At 54.8% G+C, this 18786-nt stretch carries 19 protein-coding genes; 4 read left to right on the top strand and 15 right to left on the bottom strand.

The window, feature by feature from the left end; translation table 11 throughout:
* Nucleotides 1–359: 359 nt before the first annotated feature.
* The 9 genes from iscX to trmJ form a co-directional block, all read right to left on the bottom strand.
* On the bottom strand, nt 360–560 hold the full coding sequence (gene iscX, locus NH461_RS13015; protein ID WP_261600763.1) for a Fe-S cluster assembly protein IscX: 201 nt from the start codon (nt 558–560) through the stop codon (nt 360–362).
* An 84-nt stretch (nt 561–644) separates the two neighbouring features.
* A complete protein-coding gene (gene fdx, locus NH461_RS13020; RefSeq protein ID WP_261600764.1) occupies nt 645–983 on the bottom strand; it encodes an ISC system 2Fe-2S type ferredoxin in 339 nt (112 codons plus the stop codon).
* Nucleotides 984–985: 2 nt separating this feature from the next.
* The gene (gene hscA, locus NH461_RS13025) at nt 986–2839 is read right to left on the bottom strand and encodes a Fe-S protein assembly chaperone HscA (RefSeq protein ID WP_261600765.1); all 1854 of its coding nucleotides are present in this window, start codon (nt 2837–2839) and stop codon (nt 986–988) included.
* A 35-nt stretch (nt 2840–2874) separates the two neighbouring features.
* The gene (gene hscB / locus NH461_RS13030; RefSeq protein WP_261600766.1) at nt 2875–3390 is read right to left on the bottom strand and encodes a co-chaperone HscB; all 516 of its coding nucleotides are present in this window, start codon (nt 3388–3390) and stop codon (nt 2875–2877) included.
* A gap of 77 nt (nt 3391–3467) precedes the next feature.
* Nucleotides 3468–3791 (bottom strand): iron-sulfur cluster assembly protein IscA, encoded by a 324-nt coding sequence (gene iscA, locus NH461_RS13035; protein ID WP_261600767.1) that lies wholly within the window; start codon nt 3789–3791, stop codon nt 3468–3470.
* 15 nt (nt 3792–3806) lie between these two features.
* Entirely contained in the window at nt 3807–4193 is a 387-nt protein-coding gene (gene iscU / locus NH461_RS13040) for a Fe-S cluster assembly scaffold IscU (RefSeq protein ID WP_261600768.1), read from the bottom strand.
* A gap of 34 nt (nt 4194–4227) precedes the next feature.
* Entirely contained in the window at nt 4228–5442 is a 1215-nt protein-coding gene (locus NH461_RS13045) for an IscS subfamily cysteine desulfurase (RefSeq protein WP_261600769.1), read from the bottom strand.
* 31 nt (nt 5443–5473) lie between these two features.
* The gene (gene iscR, locus NH461_RS13050; RefSeq protein WP_261600770.1) at nt 5474–5980 is read right to left on the bottom strand and encodes a Fe-S cluster assembly transcriptional regulator IscR; all 507 of its coding nucleotides are present in this window, start codon (nt 5978–5980) and stop codon (nt 5474–5476) included.
* Nucleotides 5981–6093: 113 nt separating this feature from the next.
* Nucleotides 6094–6825 (bottom strand): tRNA (cytosine(32)/uridine(32)-2'-O)-methyltransferase TrmJ, encoded by a 732-nt coding sequence (trmJ, locus tag NH461_RS13055; protein ID WP_261600771.1) that lies wholly within the window; start codon nt 6823–6825, stop codon nt 6094–6096.
* A 202-nt stretch (nt 6826–7027) separates the two neighbouring features.
* Between trmJ and suhB the strand changes: the two genes are divergently transcribed.
* Nucleotides 7028–7828, top strand: coding sequence for an inositol-1-monophosphatase (gene suhB / locus NH461_RS13060; RefSeq protein WP_261600772.1), 801 nt, complete (start codon nt 7028–7030; stop codon nt 7826–7828).
* Nucleotides 7829–8012: 184 nt separating this feature from the next.
* Nucleotides 8013–10460 carry a DUF3772 domain-containing protein gene (locus NH461_RS13065; RefSeq protein ID WP_261600773.1) on the top strand — a complete coding sequence of 816 codons (2448 nt, stop codon included), beginning with the start codon at nt 8013–8015 and terminating at the stop codon, nt 10458–10460.
* Nucleotides 10461–10521: 61 nt separating this feature from the next.
* Here NH461_RS13065 and secF read toward each other — a convergent pair whose 3' ends face one another.
* The 6 genes from secF to NH461_RS13095 all read right to left on the bottom strand — a co-directional run bounded on the left by secF (nt 10522) and on the right by NH461_RS13095 (nt 17362).
* Nucleotides 10522–11469, bottom strand: coding sequence for a protein translocase subunit SecF (secF, locus tag NH461_RS13070; RefSeq protein ID WP_261600774.1), 948 nt, complete (start codon nt 11467–11469; stop codon nt 10522–10524).
* Nucleotides 11470–11481: 12 nt separating this feature from the next.
* On the bottom strand, nt 11482–13335 hold the full coding sequence (secD, locus tag NH461_RS13075) for a protein translocase subunit SecD (RefSeq protein ID WP_261600775.1): 1854 nt from the start codon (nt 13333–13335) through the stop codon (nt 11482–11484).
* 24 nt (nt 13336–13359) lie between these two features.
* Complete coding sequence (gene yajC / locus NH461_RS13080; RefSeq protein WP_255388380.1) at nt 13360–13695, bottom strand: preprotein translocase subunit YajC; 336 nt, start codon at nt 13693–13695, stop codon at nt 13360–13362.
* A 22-nt stretch (nt 13696–13717) separates the two neighbouring features.
* Nucleotides 13718–14845, bottom strand: a complete 1128-nt coding sequence (gene tgt, locus NH461_RS13085; RefSeq protein ID WP_261600776.1) for a tRNA guanosine(34) transglycosylase Tgt — start codon at nt 14843–14845, stop codon at nt 13718–13720.
* Nucleotides 14846–15043: 198 nt separating this feature from the next.
* Nucleotides 15044–16096 carry a tRNA preQ1(34) S-adenosylmethionine ribosyltransferase-isomerase QueA gene (gene queA, locus NH461_RS13090; protein WP_261600777.1) on the bottom strand — a complete coding sequence of 351 codons (1053 nt, stop codon included), beginning with the start codon at nt 16094–16096 and terminating at the stop codon, nt 15044–15046.
* 177 nt (nt 16097–16273) lie between these two features.
* Nucleotides 16274–17362, bottom strand: coding sequence for a S1 family peptidase (locus NH461_RS13095; protein ID WP_261600778.1), 1089 nt, complete (start codon nt 17360–17362; stop codon nt 16274–16276).
* A 214-nt stretch (nt 17363–17576) separates the two neighbouring features.
* Here NH461_RS13095 and NH461_RS13100 point away from each other — a divergent pair, with 214 nt between their 5' ends.
* Entirely contained in the window at nt 17577–18047 is a 471-nt protein-coding gene (locus NH461_RS13100) for a CBS domain-containing protein (RefSeq protein WP_261600779.1), read from the top strand.
* A 26-nt stretch (nt 18048–18073) separates the two neighbouring features.
* Nucleotides 18074–18673: an ACP phosphodiesterase gene (locus NH461_RS13105; RefSeq protein WP_261600780.1), complete on the top strand. Its 600-nt coding sequence runs from the start codon at nt 18074–18076 to the stop codon at nt 18671–18673.
* Nucleotides 18674–18786 lie beyond the last annotated feature (113 nt).

An 18786-nucleotide genomic window follows, 5' to 3' on the forward strand; every position in this document is an offset into this window, starting at 1 on the left:
ACCCGCGCCAAGCAGACGCAGTAACAAAACGATGACATCACTGTTACCGTATATAGCTGAGATTATGGGGGCGTTGTCAGGTATTACAAGGGAATGGCGAGCCCAATCACAACAAAGCAGACCAATCGATCTGCCTCTTTTGCCCAAACAACTTCAAAATGCGATGTTCTGCGAAGTTTGCCTGGAACCTGGTTAATCATTTCAAAAAAAAACAAAAATTCAGAATGATGGGTACTCTGCCTAGGTATTGTCAAAGAAACAAGCTGTTTACATCAGGACTAAGAGCAAGATCGTATTGTCTGGAGGGGTTGGGGCAGGATGGGTAAAAGATGGGGCAAGATCGAAGCAAGACGTCACGACTAGTCCGCCTCTTCAATCCAGCATTGCTGCACGGCTTCCAGCACCCGCTCGCCGCAGTGATGCGGGTCGTCGTCGAATTGCTCGAGGGCGAGGATCCACTCCCGCAGATCGGTAAAACGAAGGGTTCGGGGGTCGATGTCCGGATACTGCTCGGCCAGCTCGATGGCCAGCGCGTGTGAGTCACTCCATTTCAGTCCCATGTTGATACCTGTTTGTCGTCACCGTTCTTCTATTGTAGCTCGCCTGTCTGCCCTAAGCAGGGCAGACAGGCAATCATAGACGTTTTAGTGATTTTCAGATGCCAGGTTGATGGTGTAACGCGGGATCTCCACCACCAAGTCTTCATCAGCAACTTTCGCCTGACAACCCAGACGTGATTCAGGCTCCAGCCCCCAGGCTTTGTCCAGCATATCATCTTCCAGCTCGTCACTTTCTTCCAGCGAATCAAACCCTTCACGGATGATGACGTGACACGTGGTACAAGCGCATGACTTTTCACACGCATGCTCAATACCAATGCCGTTTTTCAGCGCAACATCCAGGACGGTTTCACCACGATTGGCTTCAAGTACCGCGCCTTCCGGGCAAAGTTCTTCGTGGGGTAGTACAACAATTTTAGGCATGCCTAAACCTCATCAATCGAATGGCCGGCCAGGGCCTGACGAATAGACTGATCCATTCGGCGGGACGCAAATTCCTGACTTGCCTTATCTGTTTTCTTTATACCTTCTTCAATCGCGCGCGGATCATCACCCTGACGCAACTGAACCAATTCCATCATGACCGCTTCCAGCGCGTCACGCTCTTCCTTCGAGAGCAGTGTCTCGCCATCTGCGGCCAGGGCAGAAATTAACCCTTCCAGCACCCGATCCGCTTCAACCCGCTGCTCAGCCAGCGCACGCGCATCTTTGTCTTCCTGCGCATGGGTCATGGAATCGCGGATCATGGTGGTGATTTCATCATCGGTCAAGCCGTAAGACGGTTTCACCTGAATCGATTGCTGAACTTCGCTGCTCTTTTCCATCGCCGTGACGGACAACAGACCGTCGGCATCAACCTGGTAGGTCACGCGGATATGCGCCGCGCCAGCGGCCATTGCCGGAATGCCACGCAGGGTAAAGCGTGCCAGTGAACGACAATCATCCACCATTTCCCGCTCGCCTTGCACCACATGAACCGACATCGCAGTCTGACCATCTTTGAAGGTGGTAAATTCCTGCGCACGGGCCACCGGAATCGTGGTATTGCGCGGAATGATTTTCTCCACCATGCCACCCATGGTTTCAATCCCCAGGGACAGCGGGATCACATCCAGCAGCAGCATTTCGGTATCCGGCTTGTTACCAGCCAGAATATCGGCCTGGATTGCCGCCCCGATCGCGACGACTTTGTCCGGATCGATCGAAGTCAGCGGCGTTTTACCGAAATAGTTGCCCACCAGCTCGCGGACCAGCGGCACGCGGGTAGAACCACCGACCATCACGGTTTCGATCACTTCATCCAGCGCGACATCGGCATCTTTAATCGCCCGGCGACAGGCCATCAGCGTCTTCTTCACCAGCGGCTGGATCAGGTCATTGAACTGCGCGCGGGTCAGATCCCCTTGCCAGCCCAGCACATCCAACGTCGTGGTACCGCTATCGGTCAGGGCAATTTTGGCTTCGGTCGCGGCATTGTGCAGCGCGCGGGAGTCCTGCGCCGACAGTTTGCCGGACCAGCCTGCCTGCTCGGTAATCCAGTCGGCCAGCAGATGGTCGAAGTCGTCCCCGCCGAGGGCCGAATCACCGCCGGTCGCCAGCACTTCAAATACCCCTTTGGACAGGCGCAGGATCGAAATATCAAAGGTCCCGCCCCCTAGATCATAGACGGCAATCACCCCTTCCTGACCCGAATCCAGGCCATAGGCAATCGCCGCAGCCGTCGGCTCATTGAGCAGACGCAGGACATTCAGGTTCGCCAGCTTGGCCGCATCTTTGGTTCCGGCGCGCTGGGCGTCGTCAAAGTATGCCGGGACGGTGATCACCACCCCTTCCAGATCGCCACCCAAGGTTTCCTTGGCACGCTCACTCAGTGATTTCAGGATCTCGGCTGACACCTGAACCGGATTCACCAGCCCCTGACGGGTCACCAGTTGCGGCAGGCCGTTGTCGGTCGCTTCGAATTGATACGGCAGCTGCGGATAACGCTGCTGGATATCCGCCAGCGAGCGACCCATCATGCGCTTCACCGAGTAAATGGTGTTTTCCGGATCCTGTTGGGCCAGCTCCCGGGCAGGTTGCCCGACCCGAAGCGCCGCTTCGCCGTAGTGAACCACTGACGGCAAAATGGACTCACCGTGTTCGTCGTTCAGCGTTTCCGCCACGCCGCTGCGTACCGCAGCCACGAGGGAGTTTGTAGTCCCCAGATCGATGCCGACCGCCAGCTTGTGCTGGTGCGGCGCTGCACTTTGACCTGGTTCAGCAATCTGTAACAGTGCCATTATCGTTCCTGTGAAATTGGTGCTGGGAGCGGGATTCAGTCAAACAAGCTGTCTTCAAGCAGCTCGACTTCGTGGCGCAGCTTATCAATAAACTTCAGCTTACGCACGGCATCCGCAGCCGACTCCCATTGTTCATCATTCAGTAGCTGCTCAAGTTCCGCCAGTTGGGCTAGGTATAGCCCGGTCGCCTGCTGTTCAAAATCAGCCAGGGCGCTTTCCGGATCCGCAGCGTCCGGGATCTCTTCCAAAGCTTCACGCAGCTCCATCTGCTGCATCAGGAACACCGGATCCTGCAAGGTTTGCTGCTCACCGCGAATATCAACCCCACGCTCAGACAACATGTATTCTGCACGTGTCGTCGGTGTTTTCAGCGTTTGGAAGGCATCGTTGATCTGCGCCGCTTTCTGAACCGCCATCAGGCGATCCCGCTCAGAGGCCGTCGCAAAATTGTCAGGATGGAAACGACGTTGCAGTTCCCGGAACCGAGTTGAAAGAAGGCTACCGTCCAACTGAAATTGGAAAGGTAGCCCAAATAATTCGAAATGATTCATATCGCGTCAGGTATCTATAAAGACCGAACCTGACAACCACGCGTATCGGCAGCTGCCAGGCTCAATTGAAACAGCGATTAGACGTTGAAGCTCTCACCGCAACCACATTCGCTCGAAACGTTCGGGTTGTTAAACTTAAAGCCTTCATTCAGCCCTTCTTTGGCGAAATCCAGCTCGGTGCCGTCGAGGTAAACCAGGCTCTTCGGGTCAATGATGATTTTGACGCCGCTTTGTTCAAACACCTGATCTTCTTCGTTCAGTTCATCAACGAATTCAAGGACATAAGCCATTCCCGAGCAGCCTGAAGTCCGCACACCCAAGCGCAGGCCGATGCCTTTACCTCGGTTTTCCAGGAAAGTAGCTACGCGACTTGCCGCCGCTTCAGTGATCGTAATGGCCATACAGCAACCTCGAAATTAGTTTTGTTCGTGTTTCTTCTTGTAATCGTTCACAGCAGCTTTGATCGCATCTTCTGCCAAAATCGAGCAGTGAACCTTCACAGGAGGCAGTTCCAGCTCTTCAGCAATCGCAGAGTTTTTGATTGCCGCAGCTTCGTCCAGGCTCTTGCCTTTCACCCACTCGGTGATCAGGGAGCTGGATGCGATTGCGGAACCACAACCGTAGGTTTTGAACTTCGCATCTTCGATGATGCCTTCGTCAGATACTTTGATCTGCAGCTTCATCACGTCGCCACAGGCTGGTGCGCCGACCATACCGCTACCGACGTTCTTGTCGTTTTTGTCAAATGAGCCCACGTTACGCGGATTCTCATAATGATCAATGACCTTTTCACTATATGCCATGATGATTTCCTCAAATATGTGATGACCGCGAGACTTAGTGGTGCGCCCACTCAACCGTGTTCAGGTCAATGCCTTCTTTATACATATCCCACAGTGGAGACATTTCACGCAGTTTCTCTACTGCCCCGCGGATTTGCGAGACGGCGTAATCAACTTCTTCTTCCGTCGTGAAACGACCGAAAGAGAAACGAATCGAGCTGTGCGCCAGTTCGTCATCCAGACCCAGGGCACGCAACACGTACGATGGCTCCAGGCTTGCAGACGTACAGGCAGAACCGGAAGAGACCGCCAGATCTTTCAGGGCCATCAGCAGCGACTCACCTTCAACGAAGGCGAAGCTGATGTTCAGGTTGTTTGGCAGACGTTGTTCCAGATCACCGTTCACGGTCATCGCTTCAATATCTTTCACGCCTTCCAGCAGACGATTTCGCAGTGCCAGCGCGTGCTGGTAGTCTTGATCCATTTCTTCTTTGGCAATGCGGCATGCTTCGCCCATACCAACGATCTGGTGCGTCGCCAGCGTACCCGAGCGGAATCCACGCTCGTGACCACCACCGTGCATTTGCGCTTCCAGACGGATACGCGGCTTACGGCGGACATACAGGGCACCGATCCCTTTCGGGCCGTACATCTTGTGACCAGACAGGGAAATCAGATCCACTTTCATGGCTTGCACGTCGATTGGCAGCTTACCGGCAGATTGGGCAGCATCAACGTGGAAAATGACTTTTTTCTCGCGGCACAGCTCGCCAATGGCAGCAATGTCCTGGATGACACCGATTTCGTTGTTCACGTGCATGATTGAAACCAGCACGGTATCTTCACGCATTGCATCACGCAATTTGGCCAGATCGATTAAGCCGTTGGATTCCGGCTCCAGGTACGTGACTTCGTAGCCTTCGCGCTCCAGCTGACGGCATGGGTCCAGTACCGCCTTATGTTCTGTTTTACAGGTGATGACGTGCTTGCCTTGCTTGCCGTAGAAATGGGCAGCACCTTTGATCGCCAGGTTGTCCGACTCTGTCGCCCCTGAAGTGAATACGATCTCACGCGGATCCGCATTCAGCAGGTCGGCCACTTGCTCACGTGCCGTATCAACTGCTTCCTCTGCCTGCCAGCCGAAGCGGTGAGAACGAGAAGCCGGGTTACCGAAGTTACCGTCCATTGTCAGGCATTGCATCATCTTCTCGGCAACACGGGTGTCGACTGGGCAAGTAGCGGAATAATCAAAATATATTGGCAGTTTCATCTTCATCTCCGAAAATACGGACGTCTAGTCTCTAGGAGCGGACATCGACACCGATTGTGACGCTGTCGTGTGTATTGTTCTTAGCAAATGATGTTTTGTGCAGGATTTGATCCTGACGATCAGAGATCTCCTGAACATCATTGTCTTTCATCAGCTCACCAAGCGTGATGTTATTTAAAAAGCCGCTGATACGGGCGCTCAGATCGTGCCACAGCGTATGGGTCAGGCAGCGAACACCGCCTTGACAGTCCCCTTTCCCCTGACACTTCGTGGCATCGACCGATTCATCCACGGCCGCAATGACCATGCCGACGGCGATGTCATTGGCGTCTTCGCCCAGGCGGTAACCGCCACCGGGACCACGAACACTGGCCACCAGGCCAGCTTTACGCAAGCGAGAAAAAAGCTGTTCCAGATAAGACAGCGAAATTCCCTGACGCTCTGAAATGTCAGCCAGAGGAACCGGGCCATCTTGAGAATGCAGGGCAACGTCCAGCATGGCCGTTACCGCATATCTTCCTTTTGATGTCAATCTCATAACACACCGCTACCCACTTTCTATGTATGGGTGAAGTGTCGCATACCTGACTAAAACGGTCAAGTATTTACCCGAGCGTTTCAGTCAAGCTTTTAACCATATGGTTTATATGTCTATTTACCTTGATTCTCGAGCGATTTTTCTACCGAGGATAAGATCCCCCGCAGAATATTCAACTCCTGCTGCTCGGGCCGAGCGCGGGTAAACAGGCGGCGCAGCTTGGCCATCACCATCCCCGGGTGGTTTTTATTGATGAACCGGGTCTGGCGGGTCACTTTTTCCAGATGCTGGTAGAACATCTCCAGTTCATCGACTCGTGGGTAGTCTTCCACGACCGTGGTGTGACCTCGCTTTTGCTGCTCCAGAAAAGCCATCCGGACTTCATAGCTGACCGTTTGGACCGCCATGGCCAGATTCAGCGAGCTGTATTCCGGGTTGGCCGGGATATAGACGTGACAGTGGCAGCGTTGCAATTCTTCATTGGTCAGGCCGGTTCGCTCGCGACCGAACAGGATCGCGACCTGATGGTTGGCGGCCTCTGCAATCGACTTGACCCCGCACTCACGCGGATCCAACTGCGGCCATTCCAGCGTCCGCGAGCGGGCACTTGAGCCGACCACCAAGCCACAATCGGCAATGGCTTCATCCAGTGTTGAGACAATTCGGGCATTGTCGACGACATCCGAAGCCCCTGCCGCCAGGGCATAGGTCTTACTGTCGATTTCACACGCCGGATCCACCAGGACCAGGTTGGTTAATCCCATGACTTTCATCGCCCGGGCAGCCGAACCGATATTTCCCGGATGCGAGGTCCCGACTAAAACAACACTGATTTTCTCTAACATGGTGTCGCACATACCCACTAATTCTTAAAGCGGACGGATTTTACCACAGCCATCCAAAAAATGGAGAAAACATGCAAAAACATTATATCAATTGAAAGCCACCCACCCCGGAGCGGGCAAAAAATAAGCACTTCCTTTTTGTTCCAGCTCTGCTATACTCGCCGCCGCTTTTTAGTTCTTTAACATCCGTTGGGAAGATCCTATGCATCCGATGCTAAACATCGCCATTCGCGCCGTGCGAAAGGCTGGTGACCATGTCATTAAATCTCTAGAAAAACCTCAGTCGATCGAAGTCGCGAACAAGGGAAGTGATATCGTTACCAACATCGATAAAGAAGCTGAAGCTTTTATTATCGACACTATCCTGAAGTCATACCCTGATCACTGCATCATTGGTGCAGAAAGCGGGACTCGGGAAGGCAGAGATAAAGAATGCCAGTGGATCATTGACCCAGTGGATGGCACCAAAAACTTCGTGCGCGGTTACCCGCACTATGCCATTTCAGTTGCACTGCGTATGCGCGGCCGTACTGAGATTGCTGCCGTGTACGATCCTTCACGCAACGAACTCTTCACTGCGACCCGTGGCTCCGGCGCTCAGCTGAACAGCCAGCGTATCCGTGCTTCTCAGCCACGTGATCTGACCGGTACCACGCTGGCAACCGGCCTGCCGTATGCTGCCAAGCAACACACCGAAAGCTTCATGAAGATCCAAAACGCCCTGTTCATCGAGTGTGATGACATGCGTCAGAGCGGTTCAACTGCACTGGATCTGTGTTACCTGGCTGCCGGTCGTGTCGACGGCGTCTTCAAGCTGGGTCAGAAGCCTTGGGAACTGGCCGCAGGTGAACTCATTGCACGTGAAGCTGGTGCTATCTGTACTGACTTTACCGGCAACACCAACTACCTGACGTCGGGCAACATCGTCGCCGGTAATGCCCGTGTTGTGAAGCCAATGCTGGCGAAAATCCGCGAGCACGGCAGCGAAGCGCTGACAAAATAAGTTTCAGGTTTCTGAGTCCACCAAACGCCCCGGTCACGACCGGGGCGTTTTTTTTGCGTGCTTTTTGTCCCTGTCATCGCCTGCAACATCGCCAAGCCTGGCATATCCTTTCTACATTGTGTTTTCTCTCTGTCCGGGCACATCAAAACCGCGTAAGCAGCCCGAATTCCGCAGGAGTGCCGCTATGCACCACAATGTGATCCCATCAGGCTTTCCTGCCAAACGGTCTGCGACATCCCACGTCTTGCCGCTGACGATCATGTTCCTTTTGATGTGTTGTCAGGTTGCATGGGCGCAGCCCGTGCCACGCCAGAGCTGGGAAAACACAGCCAAGCAGGCCGAGCAGTTGATCAGTCAGCACAGCCATGACACCAGCCGACTGGAAGAAGTCCGCAGTCAGCTGGCCGAGCAACGGGATCAGGCCTACAAGCTGGCCACTTACAAAGATGTTGAAGTCCGGGCGCTGGAAGCCCAGCTGAAAGCGCTGGGCGCTCCCCCGGCCGACGGAGAGAGTGAGCCGGAAGTGATTGCCACTCGCCGGGCCAGTCTTGATCAGGCGCTGGCCGTGGCCAGTGGTCCCATCTATTATGCTGAAGGTGCCTATGAGCGGGCTAACTTACTGATCGGCGAAATTGACACCCTGCTTCGGGAGAGCATTGTCAAGCAACTGATTTCGCAAAGCCCGACGCCGCTGTTGCCCAGCCGCTGGCTGCTCGCAGCACGTGAATTCCTCGATTACAACCGTCAGACCGCCACACAATTTGCGAGCTTTCTCAGCGATCGCGACACCAGACGGCCCTGGCTGGCATCCCTGCCGCTGTTCTCCGCCCTGATCCTGGCGACGGCAGCCTTTCTGGCCAAGCTCCAGCCCCTGGTCTATCAACGGATGGAAAAAATGGTCGAAAAGGCCCAGTCCAAAATCCAGGCGCTGCTCCTCAGCCTCATGAGCTCCCTCCTGAAAATTCTCTTTCCGGCTTTGGGGACGTTCGGTTTCATCACGGGGTTTCAGGCCATCTCCCCGGAGCTGGCGTCTATCCAAGCCTTCAACACCGCTCTGCCGGCCATTCTGTTGTATATCGTCATCAGCGACTGGTTGGGGCTGTTGCTGTTTCGCCCGCTCACCCGGGCTCAGCGGATCATTGCCGTGCCGGATGCCATTGCCAGAAAAGGCAAGCGGACTTGCCTGATGCTCGGGGGCTTTCTTTGCCTGATCTCGCTGGTCGGGGCGCTGAAGAAAGACTATCCGTTCAGTACTGAATCCATTGCTGTGTTTACCCTGCTGGCCATCACCTGCGGTAGCCTGGTGCTCTGGCGCCTGGCCACGCTCCTGAGCCAGACCGCTCCCGAGGAAATCGATCGCGAAGCCACCAGTACCGCCAGCCAGGGCGTCGTCACCACCTTGATCCTGTTGATGAAAATCTCCAGTATTCTGAGCGTCCTCTTTGTTGCCGTCGGCTATGACAGCCTGGCCCGCCTGGCTATTATTCCGATGGTGATGTCGATGGGGCTTCTAGCTTTCGCCATCCTGGTCTATTACGGCCTGATTAACCTGCTGTCCCATATTTTCGCCGACCGGGAAGAAGCCAAACAGGGGCTGCTCTCGGTGTTCCTGGTGATCATCATCGTACTGGCGCTCGCGCCCCTGCTCGCCCTGACCTGGGGTGCCCGCCCCACGGATATCGCTGAAGTCTGGCGCCTGCTCTCGGACGGCATTGCGATTGGGGATACCCGGTTGTCACTCAATGTAGTGATCACCCTGTTCACCGTCCTGTTTGTCGGGATCCTGCTGACCCGCTGGCTGCAATATGTGCTGCGCCATTCGGTGTTGCCCAAAACCAAAACCGATATCGGCGCCCAGACCGCACTGGTCACCGGGTTTGGCTACGTCGGCTATACCCTCTCGGCGATTATTGCCGTCTCCGCCGCCGGGCTGAACCTCGCCAGCCTGGCCGTGGTGGCCGGGGCACTGTCGGTCGGGATCGGTTTTGGTCTGCAAACCATCGTGTCGAATTTTGTCTCCGGGATCATTTTGCTGATTGAGCGCCCCATCAAGGAAGGGGACTGGATTGAGGTCTCGGGCTACTCGGGCTTTGTCAAAAAGATTGCCGTCCGCTCGACGCGGATTGAGACGTTCGATCTACACGATGTCGTGATTCCGAACTCGGATTTGATTGCCGGGACGGTGAAAAACATGACACTGCGCAGCTTCCACGGCCGCTTAATTGTCAGTATCGGCGTCGCCTACGGCAGCGATCTGAACCTGGTCAAAACGATTATGCAACAGGCAGCAGAAGAACATCCGATGGTCCTCTCCTACCCGGAGCCCAACGTCTTGTTTGTCGAGATGGGTGACAGTGCCCTGCTGTTTGAGCTGCGTTGCTATATCCGCGATGTCCGTCAGATGTTTGTGGTCCGCTCCGATCTGCTCTTTACCCTGTACGGCACCCTGACCGACCGGGGCGTGTCGATTCCGTTTCCGCAGCGCGATGTTCATATCATCTCCCACCCAGCTTCTCCGCCCCAGACATCGCCGCATGAGCCACTTCAGCAGGACCCACCGAAACAGGATCCACCTCCGCGACAACCACCTGAGCAGGATCAGCCGCCAAGCGACCAAGCCGACCCGGAGTGAGCATAAAAAAATCCGGGCTGATGCCCGGATTTCCTCAATATTGCCAGCACGCGCCTGCGGCTTAAGGCATGGCGTCGAATTCTTCGCCTTCCTTCTCAACCTGCGGTGGCATCAGGTGCTCCCGGGTGATCCCCAGTTTCAGCGCCAGCGCCGAAGCCACATAGATTGACGAGTAAGTCCCGACGGTAATACCAATCAGCAGCGCTGCGGCAAAACCGTGGATCATGCTGCCGCCTTTCAGGAACAGCGCAATCACCACGAACAGGGTCGTCGCCGAGGTGATCAGGGTCCGGCTCAGGGTCTGGGTCACCGAGCTGTTCATGACTTCTGCCGGCCCACCCTTGCGCATTTTGCGGAAGTTTTCCCGGATCCGGTCGAACACCACGATGGTATCGTTGAGCGAGTAACCGACCACGGTCAGCAGCGCCGCCACAATCGTCAAATCGATCTCAATCTGCGTGAACGAGAAGATCCCGACGGTGATGATGACATCGTGCGCCAGCGCCAATACCGCGCCCGCGGCCAGACGCCATTCAAAGCGCATTGAGACGTACAGCAGGATACAGATCAGCGACACCAGGATCGCCAGACCACCCGCTTCCGCCAGCTCATCGCCCACATTCGGGCCGACAAACTCAATCCGGCGCATCTCGACATTCAGCCCGGTCCCGGCACGCAGCGCATCAATGATCTGGTTCCCCAGTTTTTCGCCCTGCGCATCTTCACGCGGTTGCAGGCGAACCATGACATCCCGCGCTGTGCCGAAGTTCTGCACAATGGCATCCCCAAAGCCGGCATTTTCCAGCGACTCCCGGATCAGGCCCAGATCAGCCGGTTGCTCAAAACCGACTTCAATCAGAGTCCCGCCGGTAAAGTCCAGGCCCCAGTTCAGCTTCTGCGTCGTCACGGTCCCGATGGCCGCCACGATCATGAAGATCGACAGCAGGAACGCCCCTTTCGACCAGCGCATAAAGTCGATCACTTTATCCGCTTTCATTATTTGAAACATGTCAGCGTCTCCTTAGATCGACAGCTTTTCGATGCGCTTACCACCGTACACCAGGTTCACCAGAACACGGGTACCGATGATGGCCGTAAACATCGACGTCAAAATACCAATCGACAGGGTCACGGCAAAGCCTTTGACCGCGCCGGTACCGACCGCAAACAGAATGATCGCGGTGATCAGCGTGGTAATATTGGCATCGGCAATGGTGCTGAACGCATTGGCATAACCTTGGTGGATTGCCTGCTGCGGGCTGCGGCCGTCACGAAGCTCTTCCCGGATCCGCTCGAAAATCAGGACGTTGGCATCCACCGCCATCCCGACGGTCAGAACGATCCCGGCAATCCCCGGCAACGTCATGGTCGCGCCCGGGATCATCGACATCACCCCGATAATCATCACCAGGTTCATCAGCAGTGCCAGGTTGGCAAACAGGCCGAAGCGACGGTAGTAAACCAGCGTAAACAGCATGACCGCAATCATGCCCCAGATCATCGCCTGGATACCCATGTCGATGTTCTGCTGACCCATTGACGGGCCAATGGTGCGCTCTTCTACAATCGAGATTGGCGCAATCAATGCACCGGCACGCAACAGCAGCGCCAGGTTATGGGCTTCAGACTGGGTATCAATCCCGGTAATGCGGAAGTTACGGCCCAGTGCGGTCTGAATCGTGGCCTGGTTGATCACTTCTTCGTGTTTTTCCAGGATCACTTTGCCGTTTGGATCACGCTCACCGCTGTCTTTGTACTCGGTAAAGACGGTGGCCATCAACTTGCCGACATTGTTGCGCGAGAATGCGGTCATCTTGCTGCCGCCTTCGCTGTCAAGCGAGATATTCACCTGCGGACGGCCGTATTCATCGGCACTGGAGCTGGCGTCCGTAATATGGGAGCCTTCCAGGATCACACGTTTTTTCAGCACCACCGGACGTTGGTCACGGGTAAGCTTCACTTCACTGCCCGGCGGCACCCGGCCAGACGCAGCCGCAGCCAGATCGGCCGTGCTGTCCACTTCGCGAAACTCCAGTGTTGCCGTCGCGCCCAGGATCTCTTTGGCCCGCGCGGTGTCCTGTACGCCCGGCAGCTCAACCACGATGCGGTTGGCACCCTGACGCTGAACCAGCGGCTCAGCCACACCCAGCTCATTGACCCGGTTACGCAGGATCGTAATGTTCTGCTCAACCGCATAGTTGCGGATTTCTTTCAGGCGCGCTTCGGTAAACTGCGCCGACAGCACAAAGCGACCATTGCGGTCACTGTCGGTAAACAGCATGTCCTGATGCAGCTTCACCAGCGCTGCTTTCGCATCCGCCAGTTGCGCGGCGTCACGCAGCCGGACTTCAACCGCATCGGCGGTCTTGCTGATGGCGCGATAACGAATTTTGGCTTCACGCAGCTCGGTACGGAAGGTTTCTTCCTGCTGACCCAGTAGTTTTTCCATCGCTGCGTCCATATCCACTTCCATCAGGAAGTGCACACCGCCGCGCAGGTCAAGGCCCAGTTTCATTGGGGTTGCGCCGATGGATTCAAGCCAGTCCGGCGTAGAAGGGGCAAGGTTGAGCGCAACAACAAAGTTATCGCCGAGCTGTTGATTCAGGATGTCGCGCGCACTAATTTGGGTATCAGTATCATTAAAGCGGACCAGTACAGTACCGTTTTCGAAGGCGACAGATTTATAGGAGATTTGATGTTGTTTTAAATCTTCGGTGACAGCATCCAGCGTGGCCATATCTGCCGAGGCGCCACGCGCCCCGGAGATTTGAATCGCTGGATCTTCACCGTAAACATTGGGAAGTGCATAAAGCAAACCGATGATCAGTGTAAACACCACCATCAGGTTCTTCCACAAGGGATAACGGTTTAACACTGCTAAGATCCTTCAAAGCGAATTTTACAGAGATTTCATTGTACCCTTAGGCAGTACAGCAGAAACGAAATCTTTCTTGATGGTAACTTCAGTGGTGTCGTTCAGGGCAATCACGATGTAGTCATTCTCTTCAGAAACTTTCGTGATTTTACCGACCAGACCGCCGTTGGTCAGCACTTCATCCCCTTTGCCCATGGAGGACATCAGGTTCTTGTGCTCTTTCACACGCTTCGCCTGCGGACGGTAAATCATGAAATAGAAAATAACTGCGAACAGACCCAGCATGATGAAAAGTTGCATGCCGCCACCCTGTGGTGCACCTTCAGCTGCGGCGTGTGCCTGAGAAATGAAAAGACTCATTTAATAACGTCCTCGTTTATTGTTAAGCGTTTTTTAACGGTGGAACTTCACGGTCCCGACGCGCATAGAATTCTTCTACAAAGGCATCGAAACGATCTTCTTCAATCGCCTTGCGGATACTTTCCATCAGTCGCTGGTAGTAACGCAAGTTATGGATTGTGTTTAGGCGCGCACCCAGGATTTCATTACATTTATCCAGGTGATACAGATACGCCTTCGAATAGTTGCGACAAGTGTAACAGTCACAGTGCGGATCGAGAGGGCTTGTATCGGTTTTATGTTTCGCATTGCGGATCTTGATCACACCGCCAGTCACAAACAGATGACCGTTCCGGGCATTTCGGGTCGGCATCACGCAGTCGAACATATCGATCCCACGACGAACACCTTCCACCAGATCTTCCGGCTTACCCACACCCATCAGGTAACGCGGCTTGTCTTCCGGCAGTTTCGGACAAGTATGCTCCAGTACCCGGTGCATCTCTTCCTTCGGCTCACCCACGGCCAGGCCACCTACAGCATAGCCGTCAAAGCCGATGTCTGTCAGACCTTTCACGGAAACATCGCGCAAGTCTTCATATACACTACCCTGAACGATACCGAACAGTGCATTTTTGTTACCAAGTTTGTCAAAATGGTTCCGGCTGCGCTGGGCCCAACGCAGAGACATCTCCATCGATTGTTTGGCTTCTTCGTGCGTTGCCGGGTATGGCGTACACTCATCGAAAATCATGACGACGTCAGAACCCAGGTCGTACTGGATTTCCATCGACTTCTCAGCGTCCATGAAAATCTTGTCGCCGTTGACCGGGTTGCGGAAATGAACACCTTCTTCGGTGATCTTGCGGATATCCCCCAGGCTGAACACCTGAAAACCGCCGGAATCGGTCAGGATCGGGCCCTGCCATTGCATAAAGTCATGCAGATCGCCGTGCAGCTTCATCACTTCCTGCCCCGGGCGCAGCCATAAGTGGAAAGTGTTGCCCAGCAGAATTTGCGCACCGGTTTCTTGTACTTCTTCCGGTGTCATGCCTTTTACGGTGCCGTACGTACCCACAGGCATAAATGCCGGTGTTTCGACTGTGCCACGCTCAAACTTCAGGCGTCCGCGACGGGCGCGTCCCTGAGTTTTATCCAATTCAAATTTCACAAAACCTCCAAAAGCCAGAGAAACAATCTGACATTCATTCCCTTACGGGATAAAAACACCCCAAGCCATCTGCCTGAGATGAGGTAACCATCCGCCGAGCCTGAAGCCGGCGGATTTCATATTCAGGGCGACAAAGTCGACAAAGGCTGCAATCTTAACAAATGCAGCCTTAAGTGACACTGACTTCCCAGCTTAAGTTCAATCTGTCTGACGGGTGATAAACATGGAATCGCCGTAGCTGAAGAAGCGATATTGATTCGCGACCGCCTGATGATAGGCATTCATGGTGTGTTCATAGCCGGCAAAGGCACTGACCAGCATGATCAGGGTCGACTCCGGCAGGTGGAAGTTGGTGATCAGCACATCCACCAGCTGGAACTGATAGCCCGGATAGATGAAAATGTCGGTATCGCCGAAAAATGCTTTCAGCTCGGTGCCCTGCTTGACCGCATCCTGGGCTGCACTTTCCAGCGAACGCACCGAGGTGGTACCGACGGCAATCACCCGGCCACCGTTGGCTTTGGTTGCCTGGATCGTCGCCACCACGTCTTCCGGTACTTCAACGTATTCCGCATGCATGTGGTGATCGTTAATGTTATCCACCCGCACCGGCTGGAAGGTTCCCGCACCGACATGCAGGGTGACGAATGCAAAGTTCACCCCTTTGGCTTTCAGATCAGCCATCAGCTGATCATCAAAGTGCAAGCCGGCGGTCGGCGCCGCAACAGCGCCGGGCTTGGCGTTATAGACCGTCTGGTAACGCTCTTTGTCCGCGTCTTCATCCGGACGGTCAATGTAAGGCGGCAGCGGCATGTGGCCGACTTCTTCCAGGATCTCCAGCACCGTCTTTTCGCTGTTGAAACGAATTTCAAACAGTGCATCATGACGGGCCACCATTTCTGCCCGGTAGTCATCGTTTTCACCCAACAGTAATTCAGTGCCCGGTTTCGGCGATTTCGAGGCGCGCACATGGGCCAGAATACTTTTGTCATCCAGCATGCGCTCCACCAGCACTTCCAGCTTACCGCCGGAGGCTTTGCGACCAAATAAACGCGCCGGGATCACCCGGGTATTATTAAAGATCAGCAAATCACCCGGCTGCACCAGATCCAGCACATCTTTAAAGCCTTTATGCTGCAGCTCACCGGTATTACCGTTCAGTTGCAGCAGGCGGCTGGCCGTGCGCTCAGGTTGCGGATAACGAGCGATCAGCTCATCAGGAAGGTCAAAGTGAAAATCTGAAACTTGCATCTATCGGGCCCTAAATTACAGCAGGCCGGTAGTATATACCCAAACAACTTCAAGATGCGATGTTCAGCGAGAATTGCTTGGCTTTAGGCAAAGACGACATCTTGAAGTCGTTTGGGTATCGCTGCCCCACGGCAAGAGCAAGCAATAATGCGCAGATGCCGGTGGTGAACACACCGGCTACGGATCACGACGCCAAAGTGCCATCAGCAGCAACCATCCCAGCAGACCGGCCCCTAGGCCGCCGGCGCTCTCGTCACTGTCCGGCGTGGTGACCGTAATCCCGCTGCCGGCATTGCCGATATCGCCGCTCAGCAGGTTAACCGTAAATTCCGGTGTCGGCTGACTACTCAGGGTTCTGCCTGCCTGGGCATCAATCCAGCTTTGAAACTCAGCCACTTCGGTATAGACACCAGGCACGGTCACCGCACAGCCGTTACCAAAGCTCACCAACCCGACCAGACGAAGGCCGAAGTCCGGATCCGCCGCAGCTTGCGGATCCTGCCACACCAGCGGCCCACCGGAGTCACCGAAGCAGCTATCCCGGGCCAGATCCGGCGCCACCGATCCGGCACAAAGAAAAATCGAATAATCACCGGTATTTACATTCGCCCCCCACTGGGCATCGCAGGTCCGATCCGGTACCCCGGACAACAAGGTATAGCGGAGGGTCGAGGCGCCGGAATTCATGTCTTGCGGATCGGTACTCCCCCAGCCGGAGACCAGCAGGTTCGCCGGTCGGGCACCATTGGCAACCCAGCCGTTGGCAAACGCAGTATTCGCACGTCCCTGCGTTGCGCGATCGGCCATGCGGATTGGGATAGCCCCATCCGGTAAGGGAGTGGCCAGCTTCAGCAGCGCAATATCATTGGCAAACCGGGCCGAATTATAAGACGGGTGGATCACCAGCTCAGTCACTGCGACGGCATTACGGTTATTGGCCGAAAATACGCTGGTGATCCCGCCCCACACCTTAATATTATTCGCCGTGACGGTCGTCGCCCCATGCTGTAAACAATGGGCTGCCGTCAGCACCAGATCCTGACTGATCGCCACCCCACCACAAACGAATGTGCTCTGACCGCCGTTGCTATCGGGAAAGGTCAGGTTGAGATAAATTTGCCAGGGAATATCCTGATTTCCGGATTCCACACCGCCTACAATTTTGGCCGTGACACCATCCGTACGGGCTGCTTCTTCAGTGGCAAAAGCCACAGAAACGGAGACGAAAAACCAATATAACAATAAGCCAAACAACAACTTATACATCAAGTTATACCTACTTGGCGGGTCGTTTATTGATTATAAGACAGCCTCAGATTTAACCTTTCAGAAAAAAGTATTAAACATGAGAATAACAACCGATTTGTTTGACAGGTGTCATAGGTAAATGCCGCGCGATTCGCTACATTCAAAGGAGGAAAAACAGTTCTATCAGAGCGTTAGCTGTAGAAAGTGAACCTAAGTTGCTACGGAGGCCCATATGTTTACTGTCGCCGATATGATGACGCCGCACCCACATACTCTCACCCCGTCCGATACGCTGGCCGATGCCAAGCGACTGATGACGGAAAAAGGGATCCATCACGTGCCCGTCACGGATCAAGACAACCACCTGGTCGGCCTGGTCAGCCAGCGGGATATTCTCTCTGCTCAGGAATCCAGCCTGGAGCAAATCCAGAAAACCAGCTTTATCTCCGCCCTCGATATACCGCTCAAACAGTGCATGCATACCCAGTTGTTCAGCGTCGAGCCCCAAGCCGGGTTGAAGGCGGCCGCGCTCTATATGCAAAAGCACAATATTGGTTGTTTGCCGGTCTTGGACCACAATAAACTGGTCGGCATCATTACCGACAACGACTTTGTGGCCATTGCGATCAACTTGCTGGAGATCCAGGAAGAGAATGATCCCCCGGAAGAAGAGATGCCAGAGGCCGACAATGCTCGCTATTAAGCCTGAAGGAGGCACCTCCCGCGTCTATGAATTTTCTTGCCCACCTGCATCTGGCCGATCACTGCCGCAGCCACCTGGCCGGAAACCTGCTGGCTGACTTTGTCCGCGGGGATCCGGACCGGATGTACAGCCGGGAGGTTGCCAACGGCATCCGGCTACACCGCTTCGTCGACAGCTATATTGATGCCATGCCGGAAGTGCTGCATTGCCGGGAACTCTTCAGCCCGCAAACCCGCAGAGTCAGCGGCATCGCGCTGGACATCGCCTGGGATCACTTTCTGGCTAGGCACTGGCAGCACTACCACCCCCTGCCGCTAACGACATTCGTCAACGATGCCCGCGCCGAAGTGACGGCCTATCAGGGAACGGCTCCTGAGGCCTACCACCTGACCATGGCCCGAATGTGGCAGCAGCAGTGGCTGTTGCAATACCAGGATGTCAGCACCATTCAAACGGCGCTGGAGCGTATGGCCGGCCGACGCCCCAGGCTTTACCAACTCGCCCACTGCCCGGCGGATATCAACCGGCACTATGACCAGCTTGAGCAGCAGTTTTTCAGCATTTACCCCCAGATCATTGCTGCCGCCGACCAATTCTGCGCCCGGCAAACGGACGGGCTCACTTGAAACGTCTCCCCGAACCGTCCTCACTTTTTTGCTATCGCACAAACAAAAAAAGGGAGCGTCAGACGCTCCCAAGAAGACAACAGTAAATGTCACGAATTAACTTCATTTTCAAC

The organism is Photobacterium sp. TY1-4, from assembly GCF_025398175.1.
GTDB lineage: Bacteria > Pseudomonadota > Gammaproteobacteria > Enterobacterales > Vibrionaceae > Photobacterium.